This window comes from Streptomyces sp. MBT65 (genome assembly GCF_016612545.1).
Taxonomy (GTDB): domain Bacteria; phylum Actinomycetota; class Actinomycetes; order Streptomycetales; family Streptomycetaceae; genus Streptomyces.
Genome location: NZ_JAENRY010000111.1, coordinates 1 through 19,636 on the forward strand (window position 1 = coordinate 1; position 19,636 = coordinate 19,636).

Here is a 19,636-nt window from a genome sequence, read left to right on the forward strand (position 1 = left end):
GCGGTCCCGGGCGTCGTCCAGGCGGGCGTTGAGGCCGCGGCGGAGGCGGTCCAGGACGACGTCCGGGACCGCTTCGAGTTCCGCCAGTTCGTCGAGGCGGCGGATGCCCGCGTCGGCCAAGTGGCAGCGGGCGGAGGCCTCTTCGCGTTCTGTGTGGTCGGGTTCGAGGGCGATTCCGGAGCGGCGGACGGCGGGGGCGAGCGTGAAGCCCTGGACCACCAGGGTGACGACCACGACGGAGGTGGTGAGGACCAGGACCAGGGGGCGGTCGGTCAGCGCCGCGCCGCCTTTGGTGACCTCCGGGATCGACAGGGCCGCCGCCAGCGGGAGGACACCCCGGGTGCCTGCCCAGGTCAGGACCATCGGCACCCGCCAATTCACCCGGTGCGTACCGCCCTTGCGTTGCAGTACCGCCGACAGCGGCGCCAGCCACAGCAGTCGTACGGCGATCAGGGTGCCCGCCACCGCGAGCGCGTACAGCGGCCACGCCCGGTCGCTGTCGGACAGGGCCCGTACCTGGGCGGGCAGCGCCAGGCCGATCAGGGAGAACACCACGCTCTCCAGCAGGAACACCACCGTGCCGTAGACGGCGTGGAGTTGGAGGCGTATGCGGGCGTTGGTGAGGCGGTCGCCGCGGCCGCCGAGGACAACTCCGGCGACCACGACCGACGTTACGCCGGACGTGTGGGCGCCCTCCGCGAGGACGTAGGCCGCGTACGGCGTGACCAGGGCGATCACCGTCTCCAGGACCGGGTCCTCGGTGCGCCGCCGGATCAGGGTCACGACGTAGGCGACGGCCGCCCCGATGACCGTGCCGCCGCCCGCGAGAACGATGAACTCACCGCCCGCCGCACCCCAGTTGGCCGCCGCCGAGGCCACGGCGATGCTCACCGCGACCCGGAACAGGACCAGCGAGGTCGCGTCGTTGAACAGGGACTCCGCCTGGACCAGGACCTGGACCCTCGGCGGCAGCGCGAGTCGTCGGCCCAGCGCGGTGACGGCGACCGGGTCGGTGCTGGCGAGGACCGCGCCGAGCACGAGCGCCATCTGCCAGGACAGCGGGGTCACCGTCGACGCCACCCAGCCCACCGCCGCCGCCGACGCGAGGACCAGACCGATCGCGAGGATCCCGACCGGCTTCCACACCGCCTTCAACTCGCGCCAGGACATGTCCTCGGCGCTGGCGTAGAGGAGCGGCGGCAGGACGACCAGGCCGATCACGTCCGGGCTGATCTCGATCGCGGGGGTGCCCGGCAGCAGGGCCACGGCGAGACCGGCGACCACGAGGAGGGAGGGCGCGGGGATGCGCCACCGGCGGGCGAACGTCGCCACCAGCGTGGCCAGAACCACGAGAGCGAGAACCGTACCGACGCCGCGCATGCCGTCCCCCTGGGGCTTGGACGAGCCCATGCGGGCTCCCCGCCGACCAGACTTCCCGGCACACCGCGGCCACCCTAACCCGGCCGGGCGCCGTCAAGACAGTGTCAACGTCCTCGCGGGCGGCGCCAGGGACGCATCAAGAAGCCTGCCCGGAGGCCTGCGGGGCGCTTCTCTGGGAGGCGATGAATGACGTACTGCGACGCGGGCGACTGAAGGTCTACCTCGGGGCGGCCCCGGGTGTCGGCAAGACCTACCGCATGCTCGACGAGGCACGGCGCCGGGCCGCTCGCGGCGCCGATGTGGTGGTGGGGTTCGCCGAGTGCCACGGGCGCCCGCGCACCGAGGCGATGCTCGACGGCCTGGAGGCCGTGCCCCGGGCCCAATGTGCCTATCGGGGTGGGTACTTCGAGGAGATGGACCTCGCCGCGGTCCTCCTGCGCCGCCCGGAGGTCGCCGTCGTCGACGAGTTCGCGCACAGCAACGTCCCCGGCGGCGGCCGCAACGCCAAGCGCTGGCAGGACATCGACGAACTGCTCGCCGCCGGCATCGACGTCGTCACCGCCGTCAACGTCCAGCATCTGGCCTCCCTCAAGGACGTCGTCGAGAAGATCACCGGGGTCCCGCAGCACGAGACCGTGCCCGACGAGGTCGTACGCCACGCCCAGCAGATCGAACTGATCGACATGCCGCCGGAGGGACTGCGGCGGCGCATGGCGCACGGCAACATCTACACGCCCGAGAAGATCGACGCGGCCCTCGCCAACTACTTCCGGCCCGGAAACCTCACCGCACTAAGGCAGTTGGCGCTGCTGTGGGTCGCCGACCGGGTCGACGAGGCCCTGCACGCCTACCGCGCCGAGCACGCGATCGGCGGGGTGTGGGAGACCCGGGAGCGGGTGGTCGTCGCGCTGACCGGCGGCCCCGAGGGCGACACGCTCATCCGGCGCGCCGCCCGCATCGCCGACCGGTCCGCCGGCGGCGATCTCCTCGCGGTGCACGTGGCCCGCAGCGACGGGCTCGCCGCCGGGGTGTCGCACGCCTCGCTCGCCCGGCAGCGCAGGCTCGTCGAGGACCTCGGCGGCAGCTACCACTCGGTGGTCGGCGACGGCGTCGCCACCGCCCTGGTCGAGTTCGCCCGCACCGAGAACGCCACCCAACTCGTCCTCGGCACCAGCCGCCGGGGTCGGTTCGAACGGTTCCTGACCGGTCCCGGCACGGGCGAGACGGTCACCGAACTCTCCGGCGACATCGACGTGCACCGCGTCACGCACGAGCGGGCCGGGCGCGGCACGCTGCTGCCCTCCCGCCGCCGCACGCTGTCCACGGCACGGCTGATTGCCGGTCCCGTGGCGGGACTTGTACTGCCGGTGCTGCTCACCGTCTTCCTCGCCCAGGTGCGTGGCACCGTCAACCTCACCAGCGAGGCCCTGCTGTTCCTGCTCGCCGTGGTCGGGGTCGCCTGCATAGGCGGAGTCACCTCGGCGGTCATCGCGTCGGTGACGGCCTCGCTGCTGCTCAACTACTGGTTCATCCCGCCCATCGGGCAGTTCACCCTGGACGACCCCAACGCCCTATTGGCGCTAGGGGTGTTCACGGTCGTGGCGGCGACCGTGGCCGCCGTCGTGGACCGTTCACTACGACTGTCCCGGCGCTCGGCGGGTGCCACCGCCGAGGCCGAGACGATGTCCTCCCTCGCGGGCAGCATCGTGCGCGGCGGCCAGACGATCCCGGCGCTGCTGGAACGCACCCGCGAGACCTTCGGCACCGAGTCGGCGGAACTCGTCGACCAGCCACCCGATCATGAGATAGGCGGCGGGGTCACCACCGTCCCCGCGGGCCCCGGCGCCTTCCTCGTGCTGCGCGGACGCACCCTGTCCTCCTCGGAACGGCGCGTCCTGGCCGCCTTCGCCGCTCATGTCGGCTCCGCCGTCGAACGGGCCCAACTCGCCGAAGCGGCCGCCGAGATAGAGCCGGTGAAGGCCGCCGACCGTTTGCGTACGGCGCTGCTGCGGGCCGTGGGACACGATCTGCGGACGCCGCTCGCGGCGGGCTGGGCGGCCGTCACCTCGCTGCGCGGGCGGGACGTGGAGTTCTCGGCCGAGGACCGGGACGAACTCCTCGCCACCGCCGACGAGTCGATGGCCAAGCTGAACCGACTCCTGGAGAACCTCCTGGACTTGAGCCGTCTGGAGGCGGGCGTGCTGCCGCTGAACCTGCGGGCCACCAGCCTGGAGGAGGTGCTGCCGATGGCGCTCGCGGACGTGCCGGACGTGGATCTGCGGGACGTGGAGTCGATCCCGCCGGTGCTCGTCGATCCGCCGCTGCTGGAACGCGTGATCGCCAACCTGGCGGGCAACGCGGCCCGGCACACCCCGGCCGGGCGTCGGGTCATGGTCACCGCCAGCGCGCTGGGCGGGAGGGTGGAGTTGAGGGTCGTGGACCGGGGGCCCGGGCTTCCGACCACCGGACGGGACCGCCTCTTTGAGCCGTTCCAGCGGCTCGGCGACACGGACAACACCACCGGGCTCGGGCTGGGGCTCGCCCTCGCGCGCGGCCTCACCGAGGCGATGCACGGGACGCTCACCCCCGAGGACACACCGGGTGGCGGTCTGACGATGGTCGTGTCGTTGCCGCTGGCCGAACGGGCTGAACAGGCAGGCCAGTTGGACCCGACGGCCACGGCCACCCCCGGCCCGACCGCCTGAACAACGGCCACGGCTACTCCAGGCCCGACACCTTGAACACGGTCTCCGCCGTCTCGCGTTCGACGCGTCGCGCGACCCGGCGCAGCGCGGTCGTCCCGCACGTGAGCGAGCCGGAGGCGATGGACGTGCGGGAGCCCTCGGCCAACCGGTGCCACACATCTGGGTTGTTGACCAGCACATCCGGGTCGATCTCGACCCGGCCCTCGAACTCGTCCCGCAGCACCAGCCGTTGAGAGACCCCGTCCAGACACCGCACGGACACGAGCCGGTCCGTGCGCACACGTCGCTCACGCAGTAGCCCGCGCGAGGACAGCCAGCCCGCGCCCGCCCGGACCCGTGCCGGGTAGAGCACCACGAAGAGCAGCAGCGCTATGGCGAACCAGAGCGCGGCGCGCCAGAGCGTGAGCCGACCGCTCAAGTCGTCGACGAGCAGCAGGAGTCCGAGCAGCGCGCCCGCGCAGCGGAACGTGTCACGCAGGTCCCGTGCCCATCGTCGGTCCTCCACCGGTTCCATGGGGGTGACGGTAGAGATCCCCGGCGTACGGAATCCGGGCCTTGACGCGACTCTGACGGGCGGCCGGCGGTTCTTGACGCCGTCGCAGCGGCCCCGCAGCGGCCCGCAACGCTCTCGCGGCGGTCGAGCGCGGTTGCCCTGGTCACACGCTCGTCAAGTTCCCGTCAAAGAAAGTGTGTTCGGCGCGAAGAAGCCGCAAGGAGAAGGGGAAACCGGCGGCGGCGGGACAGAGCCTGGAGCGCACCCGCGCGTTCCCGTCACCGCGCGTCCGTACGTGAAGGAGCCAGCAGCATGACCGTTCTGACTGTCCAGCCGGGCGAGACGCCCGCCGACGAGGAGCCCCCGGATACCGGCGAACGCCATCGACTGACCGCCCTCGCCGGGTTCGCCGCCCTCTCCCTGGACGCCATGGCGTCGGTCGCCTACGGCCCCGAGGCGATCGTCCTCGTGCTGGCCGCGGCCGGTGCGCACGGACTCGGCTTCACCCTGCCGGTGACGCTCGCCATCGCCGCCCTGCTCGCGGTGCTCGTCGCGTCGTACCGGCAGGTCATCGCGGCCTTCCCGGACGGCGGCGGCTCCTACGCCGTGGCGAAGACGCATCTGGGTGCGCGGACGAGCCTGGTGGCGGCGGGCTCGCTGGTGCTGGACTACGTACTGAATGTCGCTGTGGCCGTGACGGCCGGCGTCGCCGCGCTCACCTCCGCTTTCCCGTCGCTCTACGGTGAACGGCTGTGGCTCTGTCTGGCGGTGTTGACACTGCTCACAGCTGTGAACCTGCGCGGGATCGCCGAGTCGGCGCGGGTGTTCATCGTGCCGACCGTCGTGTTCATCGGCTCGATCTTCGTCCTCATTGTGGTCGGCCTCTTCCGCGATGCGCCTGTGAACCGGGTCAACAGCGAGTCCGTGGTGACCGGCAACGCCACAAGCGTCGGCGTGCTGCTCCTGCTGAAAGCTTTCGCCTCCGGGTGCAGCGCCCTCACCGGCGTCGAGGCCATCGCCAACGCCGTGCCCACCTTCCGCACGCCCCGGGTCAAGCGGGCCCAGCGCGCGGAGGTCGCCCTCGGGGCGGTGCTCGGCGTGATGCTGATCGGTCTGTCGGTGCTGATCTCCCGCTTCCACCTCCAGCCGGTCCAGGGCGTCACCGTCCTCGCCCAGCTCGCGGACGCCTCCCTCGGCCACAACTGGGCTTTCTACGTCATCCAGTTCGCGACGATGATCCTGCTCGCCCTGTCCGCGAACACGTCCTTCGGCGGGCTGCCGGTCCTGTTGAAGCTGCTCGCCCGGGACAACTACCTCCCGCACGTCTTCGCCCTCAAGGCCGACCGCCAGGTGCACCGGCACGGTGTGCTCGCGCTGGCCGCGGTCTCGGCGGCCCTGCTGGTGTTCTCCGGCGGCGACACCAACACCCTCGTGCCGCTCTTCGCGATCGGCGTCTTCGTCGGCTTCACGGTCGCCCAGGTCGGCATGGTCCGGCACTGGCGCGGCGAACGCGGACCCGGCCGGCGCGGCAAGGCCCTGCTGAACGGCTTCGGCGCGGTCCTCACCGGGGTCGCGGCGATCGTCGTGACCGCGTCCAAGTTCGAGGACGGCGCCTGGCTGATCGTGATCACCCTGCCGGTGCTCGTGCTCGCCTTCGAGACCGTGCACCGCGCCTACGCGCACATCGGCGAACGGCTCGGACTCGGCCGTATCCCGGAAGCGCCGCACCGCGACCGTTCGGTGGTGATCGTGCCGGTCTCCTCCCTCACCCGGCTCACCTCCGAGGCACTGACGGCCGCCGCCTCCCTCGGCGACGAGGTCCGCGCGGTGACCGTCTGCTACCCGGACCCCGAGGACCGCGCCCACCTCCACGCCCTGGAACAGGCCTGGGCCCACTGGGACCCCGGCGTCCCCCTGGTCCGCCTCACCTGCGAACGCCGCACCCTGGGCCGCCCGATCGCCGCCTACGTACGAGACGTGTCGGCGACGGAACCGGACACCCGCGTCACCGTCCTCATCGCCGAGGTGGAGCCCGTAAGGCTGTGGCAACGGCTGCTCCAGAACCAGCGCGGGGCCGTGGTCGCCCATGCCGTACGGCGGGACACGGACGCGGTGATCTGTCGCCTGAGGTTCCGGCTGTTCTGACGCGGGGGGTGTGGTGTCCCACGAGCCCGTGCCCCGCACCCCCGTAGAACCCCGCTCGCAAGCCGAAGCCCCGCCCCGCCGTAAGAGTCGCGTCAAAGGCGTATGCGCCGCCGTAAGGGACCCGTCAACGGCGGCCGAATCCGGTCACGGGCGCGGTTACCTCTAAGCGTCCGTTCCATTCGAACCTCATTCCAGGAGCTCACGATGGCCGATCTGGCCTTCGTCGTCACCACGATCGCGGTCTTCGCGCTGGTGGCCCTCGTCGCCAAGGGGGTGACGAAGCTGTGACCGCCGAGAACATCGTCGGCCTCGTCGTGGCCGTCGCCCTGCTGGGCTATCTCGTCCTCGCCCTGATCTTCCCGGAGAGGTTCTGAGCAGCGTATGGGTCCCGTCCTTGCCGGTGTGCTCCAGCTCATCGCCCTGATAGCGGCGCTGGCGCTCGCCTACGTCCCCCTCGGCAACTACATGGCCAGGGTCTACTCCTCCGACAAGCACCTGCGGGTCGAGAAGTGGATCTACAAGGGCATCGGTGCCGACCCGAACACCGAGATGCGCTGGCCCGCGTATCTGCGCGGGGTGCTCGCCTTCTCGGTGGTCGGGGTGCTCTTCCTCTATCTGCTCCAGCGGCTCCAGGGCATCCTGCCGGGCTCGTTGGGCTTCTCCTCCGTCAATCCGGCGCAGTCGTTCAACACGGCCGTGTCGTTCGTGACGAACACCAACTGGCAGTCGTACTACGGCGAGCAGACCATGGGGCATGTCGTACAGACGGCCGGTCTCGCCGTGCAGAACTTCGTCTCCGCGGCCGTCGGCATCGCCGTGGCGGTCGCTCTCGTACGCGGCTTCGCGCGCTCCCGTACCGGTGAACTCGGCAACTTCTGGGCCGACTTGGTGCGCGGCGTCATCCGCATCCTGGTGCCGTTGTCCGTTGTTGCCGCGATCGTGCTCGTCGCGTGCGGTGCCATCCAGAACTTCTCCGGTATCCACGAGGTCGGCCAGTTCATGGGCGGCCATCAGCAGTGGAACGGCGGTGCGGTCGCCTCGCAGGAGGCCATCAAGGAGGTCGGCACCAACGGCGGTGGCTACTTCAACGCCAACTCCGCCCACCCCTTCGAGAACCCGACCCCGTTCACGAACCTCTTCGAGATCTTCCTGCTGCTGGTGATCCCGTTCGCGCTGACCCGCACCTTCGGCGTGATGGTCGGCTCGATCAAGCAGGGCTACGCGATCCTCGCCACCATGGCCACCATCTGGGTCGGCTTCGTCGCCCTGATGATGTGGACCGAGTTCGCCCACCACGGCCCCGCGCTCCAGATCGCGGGCGGTGCGATGGAGGGCAAGGAACAGCGCATCGGCGTCGGCGCCTCCTCGATCTTCGCGGTGTCGACCACCCTGACGTCGACGGGCGCGGTGGACTCCTTCCACTCCTCGTTCACCGGGCTCGGCGGCGGAATCACCATCCTGGGCATGCAGTTGGGCGAGATCGCACCCGGTGGTACCGGCTCCGGCCTCTACGGAATGCTGATCATGGCGGTCATCGCGGTGTTCATCGCGGGGCTCATGGTCGGCCGTACGCCCGAGTACCTGGGCAAGAAGATCGGCACCCGCGAGATGAAGCTCGCGGCCTGCTACATCCTGATCACCCCGGCCCTGGTGCTGATCTTCGCGGCCGCCTCCATGGCGCTGCCGACCCCGCCGCACTCGATGCTCAACTCCGGCGCGCACGGCTTCTCCGAGGTGCTGTACGCCTTCACCTCCGCCGCGAACAACAACGGCTCCGCCTTCGCCGGTCTGAACGCGAACACCGACTGGTTCAACACCATGACCGGACTCGCGATGGTGCTCGGCCGCTTCCTGCCGATGGTGTTCGTGCTGGCGCTGGCCGGTTCGCTCGCCGAGCAGAAGCCGGTGCCGGTCACGGCGGGAACCCTGCGCACCGAAAAGCCTCTGTTCACCGGCCTGTTGGTGGGCGCGATCCTCATCATCACCGGTCTGACCTACTTCCCGGCTCTGGCGCTGGGTCCGCTGGCCGAGGGGCTGGCGTCATGACCACCCGCACAGACAACCAAGAAAACCAAGAGGACTCGATGTCCACTGCCACCCCGACCCGGGCGCCGCACAGCGATGTGCCGACCGGTCACAAGGACGAAGGACGCGTCGGCGCCGGCCTGTTCGACCCGAAGCAGCTGATCAGGTCCCTGCCCGACGCCTGCCGCAAGCTCGACCCGCGGATCATGGTCAAGTCGCCCGTCATGTTCGTGGTGTGGATCGGGTCCGTGCTGACCACGGTCTTCTCCTTCAAGGACCCGGGCGACTGGTTCGGCTGGACGATCAGCGCCTGGCTGTGGCTGACCGTCATCTTCGCCAACCTCGCGGAGGCCGTCGCCGAGGGCCGCGGCAAGGCGCAGGCCGACACCCTGCGCAAGGCCAAGACCGACACGGTGGCCAGGCGGCTCAACGGTTCCGTCGAGGAACAGGTCCCCGGCACCGACCTCCGCATCGGCGACCTGGTCGTCTGCGAGGCCGGCGACATCATCCCCGGCGACGGTGACGTCGTGGACGGCGTGGCGAGTGTCGACGAGTCGGCCATCACCGGCGAGTCCGCGCCCGTCATCCGCGAGTCCGGCGGCGACCGTTCGGCCGTCACCGGCGGCACGAAGGTCCTCTCCGACCGCATCGTCATCAAGATCACGACGAAGCCCGGCGAGACCTTCATCGACCGGATGATCGCCCTGGTCGAGGGTGCGGCCCGGCAGAAGACGCCCAACGAGATCGCCCTGAACATCCTTCTGGCGTCCCTCACCATCGTCTTCCTGCTGGCCTGCGCCACGCTCCCGCCCTTCGCGGACTACGCGGGCACGCACCTCACGATGATCGTGCTGGTGGCCCTGCTGGTCTGTCTGATCCCGACCACGATCGGCGCACTGCTCTCCGCGATCGGCATCGCGGGCATGGACCGGCTGGTGCAGCGGAACGTACTGGCCATGTCCGGCAGGGCAGTTGAGGCGGCCGGTGACGTCTCCACGCTGCTGCTCGACAAGACCGGCACCATCACCCTCGGCAACCGTCAGGCCTCCGAGTTCGTGCCGGTGACCGGCACCACCGCGGCCCAGCTCGCCGACGCCGCCCAGCTCTCCTCGCTCGCCGACGAGACGCCCGAGGGCCGTTCCATCGTCGTCCTGGCGAAGGAGAAGTACGACCTGCGCGAGCGCCACCAGGGCGAGTTGGCGCACGCCGAGTGGATCGCCTTCACCGCCCAGACCCGGATGTCGGGTGTGGATGTCGACGGGCGCAAGATCCGCAAGGGCGCGGCCGGTTCGGTCGTCACCTGGGTCCGGGAGCGGGGCGGCGAGGTGTCCGAGGACGCCGGCGCGCTCACCGACCGGATCTCCGCGGCAGGCGGCACCCCGCTGCTCGTGGCCGTCGAAGACACCGACGGCGCACGGGTGTTGGGCGTCATCCACCTCAAGGACGTCGTCAAGGCGGGCATGCGCGAGCGGTTCGACGAGCTGCGCCGCATGGGCATCAAGACCATCATGATCACCGGTGACAACCCGCTGACCGCCAAGGCGATCGCGGACGAGGCCGGTGTGGACGACTTCCTCGCGGAGGCCACTCCCGAGGACAAGATGGCCCTCATCAAGCGGGAGCAGGCCGGCGGCAAGCTGGTCGCGATGACCGGCGACGGCACGAACGACGCTCCCGCGCTGGCCCAGGCGGACGTCGGCGTCGCGATGAACACCGGTACGTCGGCCGCGAAGGAGGCCGGCAACATGGTCGACCTCGACTCGAACCCGACCAAGCTCATCGAGATCGTCGAGATCGGCAAGCAACTCCTCATCACCCGGGGCGCGTTGACGACGTTCTCGATCGCCAACGACGTCGCGAAGTACTTCGCGATCATCCCGGCGCTGTTCGCGGCCGTGTACCCGGGCCTGGACAAGCTCAACATCATGCACCTGGCCTCGCCCGACTCCGCGATCCTGTCGGCCGTCATCTTCAACGCGCTGGTCATCATCGCGCTGGTCCCGCTCTCCCTGCGGGGTGTGCGGTACCGGCCGGTCAGCGCCGACAAGATGCTCCGCCGCAACCTCGGGATCTACGGCATCGGCGGACTGATCGCCCCCTTCGTCGGCATCAAGATCATCGACCTCCTCATCTCCCTCATCCCTGGGCTGTAACTTTTTGAAAGCGTGCTGATCGGCTATGAACAACTCGGTATCGAATACAGCCCGGTTGCTCTGGGCGGGCCTGCGGGCGCTCCTCGTGTTGACACTGGTCACAGGCGTGATCTACCCGCTGGCCGTCACAGGTGTGGCCCAGGCGCTGTTCAACAACAAGGCGAACGGCTCGGAGATCAAGGCGGACGGCAAGGTCGTCGGCTCGTCCCTCATCGGGCAGTCGTACAACCTGCCGCTGAAGAAGGGCCAGGAGACCCCGGCCCCGGACCTCAAGTGGTTCCAGGGCCGACCGGCCAACGGGCTGGGTGTGAACTCGATCAACACCCAGTACAAGCTGATCCTCTCCGGCGCCACCAACCTCTCCGCAGACAGCAAGGTGCTCGTCCAGCAGGTGAAGGACGCCAAGGCCGCCGTCATCAAGGACAACTCGGTGCCCGGCTACACGGTCGAGGCGTCCCAGGTGCCCGCCGACGCGGTCACCTCCTCCGGCTCCGGCCTGGACCCGGACATCTCCCCGGCGTACGCGGGCCTCCAGGTCCACCGCATCGCCGAGAGGAACGGGCTGACCGTCACCCAGGTGCAGAAGCTGGTCGACGACCACACCGACGGCCGCACCCTCGGCTTCATCGGCGAGCCCACGGTGAACGTGCTGGAACTCAACATCGCGCTCAAGTCCCTTGTGACGAAGAGCTGATGGCGTTACGCGACCGGCAGGGGAGTCGGCGGCCCGGGCGAGATCCCGGCGTCGCCGACTCCTGCCGCCATGCCAGGGACCACACGAAAGGCACACCCCCATGACACGGGTGCTGGTGGTGGAGGACGACCCGCAGCTCGTACGGGCCCTCGTGATCAACATGCAGGCCCGGCAGTACGGCGTCGACGCGGCCCCCGACGGAGCCACCGCGCTCCGGCTCGCGGCCGCCCGGCAGCCGGACGTCGTGATGCTCGACCTCGGGCTGCCCGACATGGACGGCGTCGACGTCATCAAGGCGCTGCGCGGCTGGACCCGGGTCCCGATCCTGGTGCTGTCCGCGCGGCAGGCCTCCGACGAGAAGGTCGCCGCCCTCGACGCGGGCGCCGACGACTACATCACCAAGCCGTTCAGCATGGACGAACTCCTCGCCCGGCTACGGGCCGCCGTCCGCCGCGTCGAGGACGTGCCGCTGACTCCGGCGACCACCCTGGTCACCACCGACGACTTCACCATCGACCTGCTCGCCAAGAAGGTCACTCGCGCCGGACACGACATCCGGCTCACCCCCACCGAGTGGCATCTGCTGGAGATCCTGATCACCAACCCGGGCCGCCTGATCACCCAGAAATACCTGTTGCAGGAGGTGTGGGGGGTGACCCAGAGCAACAAGACCAACTATCTCCGGGTCTACATGGCCCAGTTGCGAAGGAAGTTGGAGGGCGACCCCTCCAGCCCCCGCTATCTGATCACCGAGCCCGGCATGGGCTACCGCTTCGAAGGATGACATGGGACGCGGCAAGCTCCGGATCTACCTCGGCGCGGCACCGGGCGTCGGCAAGACGTACGCGATGCTGTCCGAGGCACACCGCCGAATCGAGCGGGGCACCGACTGCGTGGTCGCCTTCGTCGAGCACCACAACCGGCCGCGCACCGAGGTGATGCTGCACGGCCTGGAGGAGATCCCGCGCCGCGAACTCGCCTACCGGGACACGACGTTCACCGAGATGGACGTCGACGCGGTCCTCGCCCGCCACCCCGAGGTGGCCCTGGTCGACGAGCTGCCGCACACCAACATCCCCGGCTCCCGCAACACCAAGCGCTGGCAGGACATCGAGGAGCTGCTCGCGGCCGGCATCGACGTGATCTCGACCGTCAACATCCAACACCTGGAATCCCTGGGCGACATCGTCGAGTCCATCACCGGCGTACGGCAACAGGAGACCGTCCCGGACGAGGTCGTCCGCCGTGCCGACCAGATCGAGCTGGTCGACATGTCACCACCCGCGCTACGGCGCCGGATGGCCCACGGCAACATCTACAAACCGGACAAGGTCGACGCGGCCCTCTCCAACTACTTCCGCCCCGGAAACCTCACCGCCCTAAGGGAGTTGGCGCTGCTCTGGCTCGCCGACCGGGTCGACGCCTACCTCCAGGAGTACCGCAGCGAACACCGCGTCTCGGCGATCTGGGGCTCGCGTGAGCGGATCGTCGTAGGCCTGACCGGCGGCCCGGAGGGACGCACGCTGATCCGGCGGGCCGCGCGCCTCGCCGAAAAGGGCGCGGGCGGCGAGGTGTTGGCGGTCTACATCTCCCGCAGCGACGGCCTCACGTCCGCGTCCCCGAAGGAACTGGCCCAACAGCGCACGCTTGTCGAGGACTTGGGCGGCACCTTCCACCAAGTCGTCGGCGAGAACATCCCGGTGGCCCTGCTGGACTTCGCGCGCGGGGTCAACGCCACCCAGATCGTCCTGGGCGTCTCCCGCCGCAAGGGCTGGCAGTATGTCTTCGGGCCCGGCGTCGGCTCGACGGTCGCCCGGGACTCGGGACCCGATCTCGACGTCCACCTCATCACCCACGACGAGGCGGGCAAGGGGCGCGGACTGCCCGTGAACCGGGGCGCGCGGCTCGGCCGGGCCCGGATCGTCTGGGGCTGGCTCGCGGGAATCGCCGGACCGCTGCTGCTGACCTGGCTGTTGAGCAGCGTCGCGCCCGAAGTGGGCCTGGCCAACGACATGTTGCTGTACCTGGCGCTGACCGTGGCGGCGGCCCTGCTCGGCGGACTCTTCCCGGCGCTGGCCTCGGCGGCGGTCGGATCGCTGCTGCTCAACTGGTACTTCACCCCGCCGGTGCACACCTTCACCATCGCCGACCCGAAGAACATCGTCGCCATCGCGATCTTCGTGGCCGTCGCGGTGTCGGTCGCGTCGGTGGTCGACCTGGCCGCGAGACGCACCCAGCAAGCGGCCCGGCTGCGTGCCGAGTCCGAGATCCTGTCCTTCCTCGCGGGCAATGTGCTGCGCGGCGAGACCAGCCTGGAGGCGCTCCTGGAGCGGGTCCGGGAGACCTTCGGCATGGAGTCCGCCGCCCTGCTGGAGCGCGCGAGCGACGTCGAACCCTGGACCTGCGCGGGCAGCGTCGGCCCGCGCCCCTGCCGGAGCCCCGAGGACGCGGACGTCGACGTACCGGTCGGCGACCACATGGCCCTCGCGCTCTCCGGGCGGGTCCTGCCGGCCGAGGACCGCCGCGTCCTCGCCGCCTTCGCCGCCCAGGCAGCCGTCGTACTCGATCGTCGTCGGCTACGCGAAGAGGCGGACCAGGCACGGGCGTTGGCCGAGGGCAACCGCATTCGCACAGCACTCCTGGCAGCCGTGAGCCATGACCTGCGCACCCCGCTCGCCGGTATCAAAGCGGCCGTCTCCTCGCTCCGTTCCGAGGACGTCGCCTGGTCGGACGAGGACCGGGCGGAGTTGCTCGCCGGCATCGAGGACGGCGCCGACCGCCTCGACAACCTCGTCGGGAACCTCCTGGACATGTCCCGCCTCCAGACCGGCACGGTCACCCCGATCATCCGCGAGGTCGACCTGGACGAGGTGGTCCCGATGGCGCTCGGCGGGGTCCCCGAGGACAGCGTCGAACTCGACATCCCCGAGACCTTGCCGATGGTGGGCGTCGATCCCGGGCTCCTGGAACGCGCGGTGGCCAACCTGGTGGAGAACGCCGTCAAGTACAGCCCGGACGCAACTCCCGTACTGGTCAAGGCGAGTGCCATCGCCGACCGCGTCGAGATCCGGGTGATCGACCGCGGCCCCGGCGTCCCCGACGAGGCCAAGAACCGCATCTTCGAACCCTTCCAGCGCTACGGCGACGCCCCGCGCGGCGCCGGAGTGGGCCTCGGCCTCGCCGTCGCCCGCGGCTTCACCGAGGCCCTCGGCGGCACCCTCGGCGCCGAGGACACCCCTGGTGGCGGCCTCACGATGGTGCTCAGCCTCCGACTCGCCCCCGCCCAGCACCTTGCCGACACCTCAGGAGCCACCTACAGTCCCGCTCCGTAATGTTCGCTTATCGGCCCGAAACTTTCGAAGGTGGGCCGGACGGAGAGACGGGACACATGCGGACCTACGACAACCCGGTCATCGGCGGGTTCCATCCCGACCCCAGCGTGTGCCGGGTCGGCGACGACTACTACCTCGCGTGCTCCAGCTTCGAGTACTTCCCCGGGGTCCCGCTGTTCCACAGCCGGGACCTCGTGCACTGGCGTCAGATCGGCAACGTCCTTGACCGACCGAGCCAGTTGGACCTGCCGGACGACACCCCCGCCTCGGCCGGCATCTACGCCCCGACCCTCCGCCACCACGACGGCCGCTTCTACCTGATCACCACCGACGTGGGCGGCAAGGGCAACTTCCTCGTCACCGCCGACCGGCCCGAGGGCCCCTGGTCGGACCCGGTCCTCGTCGACCTGCCCGGCATCGACCCCGACCTGGCCTGGGACGACAACGGCGATTGCTGGTGCGCGGTGTCCGGGGTGAAGGTCGCCCGCATCGACCCGGCGACCGGCAAGGTCCTGGAGGGCCCGCTCCCCGTCTGGTCCGGCACGGGACTCCAGCACCCGGAGGCCCCGCACCTCTACCGCGTCGGCGACTGGTGGTACCTGATGCTGGCCGAGGGCGGCACCGCACACGGCCACAGCGTCTCGATCGCCCGCGCCCGCTCCCCGCGCGGCCCCTACGAACCGGCCCCCGCCAACCCGATCCTGACCCACCGCAGCACCGACCTCCCGATCCAGAGCACCGGCCACGCCGACCTGGTCACGGCCCCCGACGGCACCTGGTGGATGGTGCTGCTCGGCACCCGCCCCCGGGGCTGGTTCCCCGGCTTCCACGTCCTGGGCCGCGAGACGTTCCTGACCCCGGTGGAGTGGGTGGACGGCTGGCCCAGGGTCGGCCCCGTACAAGAACAGCACCCGGCTCCGGCGGCCTGGCATCCCGTCCAACTCCCGCCGGTACGCGACGACTTCGACGACTCGACCCTCGCTGCCTCCTGGATCTCCCCGCGCGGCAGACGGGACGACAGCTGGTCGCTGACGCGTCGACCGGGCCGGCTGACCCTGGACGCACACGCGGGCCAGGTGTTCCTCGGGCGCCGCCAGCAGCACCCCGACTGCCGCGCGGCGGTCCGACTCGACCCCGGCTCCGGACGCGCCGGTCTCTCCGTCCGCATGGACGACGCGCATCACTACGGCGTGGAGGTGGCCGGGGGAGTGGCGAGCGTGGTCGTGCGGATCGGCCCGGTCCGGCAGGTGGTCGCGGAGCAACCCGTGCCGCCCGGTCCGGTCACCCTGGCCGTCGACATCGGTACGGCGGGCGTCGGCACGCGTGGCCCCGACACCCTGGCCTTTTCCGTGGAGGGTCCTCAAGGCGCCGTAGAAATGGCGAAGTTGGACGGACGCTATCTGTCCACGCAGGTGGCGGGCGGATTCACCGGACGGGTGATCGGCATGTATGTCACTGAGGGTGCGGCGGACTTCGACTGGTTCGACTACGAAGAGGCGCTGGGAAAGCGGACGACTACGGAGGGTGATTGACCCCGGAAATGCGTCGGGGCCGGTGCGCACCTCGTGTGTGCGGCCGGCCCCTCATGTTCTCGAAATGCTCAAGCGGCAGTCATCACCTGACGGTGTGGGGCGATGATCTGGCCGTCGGGCAGGAGCTCACCGGTGTCCTCGAACAGGAGAACGCCATTGCACAGCAGGCTCCAGCCCTGTTCCGGGTGGTGCGCCGTGAGGCGGGCGGACTCCCGGTCGGCGGATTCGGCTGTGGGACACGGTGGCTGGTGCTTGCACATTGGTGGGATCTCTCGCTCAGTTGTGGTCATGTCCGTCCCCCGTGGTGTTGAGTCGGTCCGAACCCAGTGTTGCCCCATGGACGTCAATCCGCAGGGATTTAGCAGCACCGCTTCTCACAGGTTCAAGACGCATCACCCGCGCGGACGGTTCATCCCAATTCCCAGCTCGTACGAGCTTTTTCGTGCTCGGACGAGCGTTACGAGCGTGAAAGGGCCGGAAACGCGATCGTACCCCGCCACCGGGAATTCGGTGACGGGGTACGAGGGTGACGGCAGGGGAAAGTCAGGCGGGCGAACCGAGCAGCGGCGCGGGAGTCACCCGATGGGTCAGCACCGGCAGCAACTCGGCGACCCGGTGCGGACGGTGGGCCGCGATGCCGGGCGGTGCCGGGGCCAGCGGGACCAGCAGATCGCTCGCGGCGGGGTGGCCGTCGGCGCCGTCCGCGGTGAGGTCGCCGTGCAGCCAGAGCGTCAGCATGTAGAGGCCGGGCACCGAGAGGAGGCGCGGTTGGTGGGTGCCCTTCATGCTCTCGGCCTGGCGCAGCGCGCGCTCGGTGGAGGCGATGTACGGGCCCTCGAAGAAGTGCGAGAACGCCCAGCCGTCGGGGGTCAGCATGGTCTCGGCCGCGGCGACCGCGCGGTCACCGCAGCGGATCAGGAAACGCCACCCGGCCAGCCGGGTCACGGCCGCCCCCTCCGCGGTCACGCGGTCCAACACATGGAGGGGCAGCGGGAGTTCGGGTGTGGCCGGCCCCTGGGCCGCGCGCAGGGACGGGGTTCGGGCCTCGCGGACTGCGGTGGGGGAACCGAGTGCCGTGAGAACGGAGCGCAGGGCGGGCGCGGGAGCCGGGGGGACATGCAGCGGCATGGTGGGTCGCCTCTCATTCGACAGGCACTGGTGGCGCGAGGGCGGGACGGGGGCGGACGGCGCTGTCAGCTCTCGGGGTCAGCGAGGTCGGGGCCGGGTTCCGTGCGCATGGGTAGGGCCCGCCGCACGTCACCTCGACGGCAGGTTCCAGGACCGGGGCGCCAACCTTCTGCCTTGTTCGCGGAGTTTATACGACACGTGTTCAGACGATGTTTCGTCTAACCGTTTCCCGCATGAACAACAAGGGCCTATTCGGCCAGGGATTCACGGGAATCATCCCGGTTCCGAACCGGCTCCGCGGCGATGACCTCGGGATATGTCTCCGATGGGGTCGGCCAATTGTCGTCGGCGTTTTTCACGAGGTCTTCATTGTGGACGGAACTGCATGCGCCGCATGCCTCGTGAATGTGCCGCGGGTCACGTCCGACCAGAGTAGCGGGCCCCGGGCCGGTCCGGGGACGTTATCGATCGCCAGGTCTGGGCATCATCCTTCCTGACCCGGGGACGAGGAGGTGACGCTTCGATGGGCGAGAAGGTCGTGGCAGGGCCGATCGAACTGGCCGACCGGCAGCGCTACCGCGCCAAGCTGCGGCGCTGTCTGACGGGGCTGGAGCGGTTGCTGGCCGAGAAGCGGTTCGACCGCCCCAGGAACCTCATGGGGCTGGAGATCGAACTCAACCTCGTCGGCTCCGACGGCATGCCGAAAATGCTGAATGGGCAAGTGCTGGAACGCATCGCGAGCCGAGATTTCCAAACAGAACTCGCCATGTTCAATCTGGAAGTCAACATTGCCCCACATCGATTGGAGGGCCGGGTATTCGACCGACTGGCCGAGGAGATCCGTACGTCACTGGCATATGCCCATCGGAAAGCGGGCGAGGTCGACGCCGGAATACTGATGATCGGCATTCTGCCCACACTCGACCGGGACGACCTGGTCTCCTCGAACCTCTCCGCGGTCGACCGCTACACCCTGCTGAACGATCAGATCGTGGCCGCCCGCGGCGAGGATTTCGTCCTCGACATCGAAGGTGTCGAGCACCTCACCTGCACCTCGGGCTCCATCGCGCCCGAAGCCGCCTGCACCTCCGTGCAGTTGCACCTCCAGGTCACCCCGGACCGCTTCGCCGACGTGTGGAACGCGGCCCAGGCCGTCGCCGCCGTCCAGGTCGCCGTGGGCGCCAACTCGCCCTTCCTGTTCGGCCGCGAGCTGTGGCACGAGTCCCGCCCGCCGCTCTTCCAGCAGGCCACCGACACCCGCCCGCCCGAACTCCAGGCCCAGGGCGTCCGCCCCCGCACCTGGTTCGGCGAGCGCTGGGTCACCTCGGCGTACGAGCTCTTCGAGGAGAACCTGCGCTACTTCCCGCCCCTGCTCCCGCTCCACGACGACGAGGAGCCCCTCGACGTCCTCGACGCGGGCGGCATCCCCACCCTCGCCGAACTCGTCCTGCACAACGGCACGGTGTACCGCTGGAACCGCCCGGTCTACGGCATCGCCGACGGCGTCCCGCACCTCCGCGTCGAGAACCGCGTCCTGCCGGCCGGCCCCACCGTCACCGACGTCATCGCCAACACCGCGTTCTACTACGGCGTCGTCCGCGCCCTGGCCGAGGAGTCGCGGCCGGTGTGGACCCGGCTGCCCTTCGAGGCGGCGGCCGCCAACTTCGACACCGCGTGCCGCCACGGCATCGACGCCCGCCTTCTCTGGCCCCGGCGCGGACGGCTCGGGGGCACCACCGAGATCGACGCGGTGACCCTCGTACGCGACGAACTGCTGCCGCTCGCCGAGGCGGGCCTGGACGCGTGGGGGGTCGAACCGGCCGACCGGGACCTGTACTTGGGCGTGATCGACGAGCGCTGTCGACGGCGGGCGAACGGCGCGACCTGGCAGTCCGCCACGTTCCACCGCGCGCTGGAACAGGGCCACACGAGAGACGCCGCGCTGGCCGCCACCACGCGGCGCTACAGCGAGTTGATGCACCTCGGGGAGCCGGTCCACACCTGGCCGGTGGGGCTGCCGGAGCCGGTGCCGCTGGGGTGAGGTGTGGG

At 70.0% G+C, this 19,636-nt stretch carries 14 protein-coding genes; 10 read left to right on the forward strand and 4 right to left on the reverse strand.

Features of this window, described 5'->3' with window-relative positions; genetic code table 11:
• Nucleotides 1-1,410 (reverse strand): Na+/H+ antiporter (locus JHN63_RS24990; RefSeq protein ID WP_234477649.1); only part of this gene is annotated, 1,410 nt, incomplete at its 3' end.
• Nucleotides 1,411-1,562: 152 nt separating this feature from the next.
• On the opposite strand from JHN63_RS24990, the gene JHN63_RS24995 reads away from it, so the two are divergent.
• Nucleotides 1,563-4,085 (forward strand): ATP-binding protein, encoded by a 2,523-nt coding sequence (locus JHN63_RS24995; protein ID WP_200684380.1) that lies wholly within the window; start codon nt 1,563-1,565, stop codon nt 4,083-4,085.
• 13 nt (nt 4,086-4,098) lie between these two features.
• Here the strand turns inward: JHN63_RS24995 and JHN63_RS25000 are convergent, their stop codons facing one another.
• Nucleotides 4,099-4,599, reverse strand: a complete 501-nt coding sequence (locus JHN63_RS25000) for a hypothetical protein (protein ID WP_200684382.1) — start codon at nt 4,597-4,599, stop codon at nt 4,099-4,101.
• A 291-nt stretch (nt 4,600-4,890) separates the two neighbouring features.
• Between JHN63_RS25000 and JHN63_RS25005 the strand changes: the two genes are divergently transcribed.
• The 8 genes from JHN63_RS25005 to JHN63_RS25040 all read left to right on the forward strand — a co-directional run bounded on the left by JHN63_RS25005 (nt 4,891) and on the right by JHN63_RS25040 (nt 16,459).
• Nucleotides 4,891-6,723 (forward strand): APC family permease, encoded by a 1,833-nt coding sequence (locus JHN63_RS25005; protein ID WP_200684384.1) that lies wholly within the window; start codon nt 4,891-4,893, stop codon nt 6,721-6,723.
• A gap of 284 nt (nt 6,724-7,007) precedes the next feature.
• Entirely contained in the window at nt 7,008-7,097 is a 90-nt protein-coding gene (gene kdpF, locus JHN63_RS25010) for a K(+)-transporting ATPase subunit F (protein ID WP_016434100.1), read from the forward strand.
• A 7-nt stretch (nt 7,098-7,104) separates the two neighbouring features.
• Nucleotides 7,105-8,769: a potassium-transporting ATPase subunit KdpA gene (kdpA, locus tag JHN63_RS25015; RefSeq protein WP_200684386.1), complete on the forward strand. Its 1,665-nt coding sequence runs from the start codon at nt 7,105-7,107 to the stop codon at nt 8,767-8,769.
• Between the two features lie 38 nt (nt 8,770-8,807).
• Entirely contained in the window at nt 8,808-10,901 is a 2,094-nt protein-coding gene (gene kdpB, locus JHN63_RS25020) for a potassium-transporting ATPase subunit KdpB (RefSeq protein ID WP_200684453.1), read from the forward strand.
• Nucleotides 10,902-10,926: 25 nt separating this feature from the next.
• Nucleotides 10,927-11,595, forward strand: coding sequence for a potassium-transporting ATPase subunit C (locus JHN63_RS25025; RefSeq protein WP_200684388.1), 669 nt, complete (start codon nt 10,927-10,929; stop codon nt 11,593-11,595).
• Between the two features lie 100 nt (nt 11,596-11,695).
• Entirely contained in the window at nt 11,696-12,379 is a 684-nt protein-coding gene (locus JHN63_RS25030) for a response regulator (protein WP_200684389.1), read from the forward strand.
• Between the two features lies 1 nt (nt 12,380).
• A complete protein-coding gene (locus tag JHN63_RS25035) occupies nt 12,381-14,927 on the forward strand; it encodes a sensor histidine kinase KdpD (protein ID WP_200684391.1) in 2,547 nt (848 codons plus the stop codon).
• Between the two features lie 56 nt (nt 14,928-14,983).
• A complete protein-coding gene (locus tag JHN63_RS25040; protein WP_200684393.1) occupies nt 14,984-16,459 on the forward strand; it encodes a glycoside hydrolase family 43 protein in 1,476 nt (491 codons plus the stop codon).
• A gap of 68 nt (nt 16,460-16,527) precedes the next feature.
• Here JHN63_RS25040 and JHN63_RS52995 read toward each other — a convergent pair whose 3' ends face one another.
• Both JHN63_RS52995 and JHN63_RS25045 read right to left on the reverse strand, forming a co-directional pair.
• Entirely contained in the window at nt 16,528-16,719 is a 192-nt protein-coding gene (locus tag JHN63_RS52995) for a DUF5999 family protein (protein WP_043667998.1), read from the reverse strand.
• A gap of 283 nt (nt 16,720-17,002) precedes the next feature.
• Nucleotides 17,003-17,587, reverse strand: coding sequence for a hypothetical protein (locus JHN63_RS25045; protein ID WP_200684395.1), 585 nt, complete (start codon nt 17,585-17,587; stop codon nt 17,003-17,005).
• Between the two features lie 523 nt (nt 17,588-18,110).
• Between JHN63_RS25045 and JHN63_RS25050 the strand changes: the two genes are divergently transcribed.
• Nucleotides 18,111-19,628: a glutamate-cysteine ligase family protein gene (locus tag JHN63_RS25050; RefSeq protein WP_200684403.1), complete on the forward strand. Its 1,518-nt coding sequence runs from the start codon at nt 18,111-18,113 to the stop codon at nt 19,626-19,628.
• The last annotated feature ends 8 nt before the right edge of the window (nt 19,629-19,636 follow it).

Coding starts and splice junctions, on each gene's coding strand:
- JHN63_RS24995 (WP_200684380.1), top strand. CDS start 1,563: ATGAATGACGTACTGCGACGCGGGCGACTGAAGGTCTACCTCGGGGCG.
- JHN63_RS25000 (WP_200684382.1), bottom strand. CDS start 4,599: ATGGAACCGGTGGAGGACCGACGATGGGCACGGGACCTGCGTGACACG.
- JHN63_RS25005 (WP_200684384.1), top strand. CDS start 4,891: ATGACCGTTCTGACTGTCCAGCCGGGCGAGACGCCCGCCGACGAGGAG.
- kdpA (WP_200684386.1), top strand. CDS start 7,105: ATGGGTCCCGTCCTTGCCGGTGTGCTCCAGCTCATCGCCCTGATAGCG.
- kdpB (WP_200684453.1), top strand. CDS start 8,808: ATGTCCACTGCCACCCCGACCCGGGCGCCGCACAGCGATGTGCCGACC.
- JHN63_RS25025 (WP_200684388.1), top strand. CDS start 10,927: ATGAACAACTCGGTATCGAATACAGCCCGGTTGCTCTGGGCGGGCCTG.
- JHN63_RS25030 (WP_200684389.1), top strand. CDS start 11,696: ATGACACGGGTGCTGGTGGTGGAGGACGACCCGCAGCTCGTACGGGCC.
- JHN63_RS25035 (WP_200684391.1), top strand. CDS start 12,381: ATGGGACGCGGCAAGCTCCGGATCTACCTCGGCGCGGCACCGGGCGTC.
- JHN63_RS25040 (WP_200684393.1), top strand. CDS start 14,984: ATGCGGACCTACGACAACCCGGTCATCGGCGGGTTCCATCCCGACCCC.
- JHN63_RS52995 (WP_043667998.1), bottom strand. CDS start 16,719: ATGTGCAAGCACCAGCCACCGTGTCCCACAGCCGAATCCGCCGACCGG.
- JHN63_RS25045 (WP_200684395.1), bottom strand. CDS start 17,587: ATGCCGCTGCATGTCCCCCCGGCTCCCGCGCCCGCCCTGCGCTCCGTT.
- JHN63_RS25050 (WP_200684403.1), top strand. CDS start 18,111: ATGGGCGAGAAGGTCGTGGCAGGGCCGATCGAACTGGCCGACCGGCAG.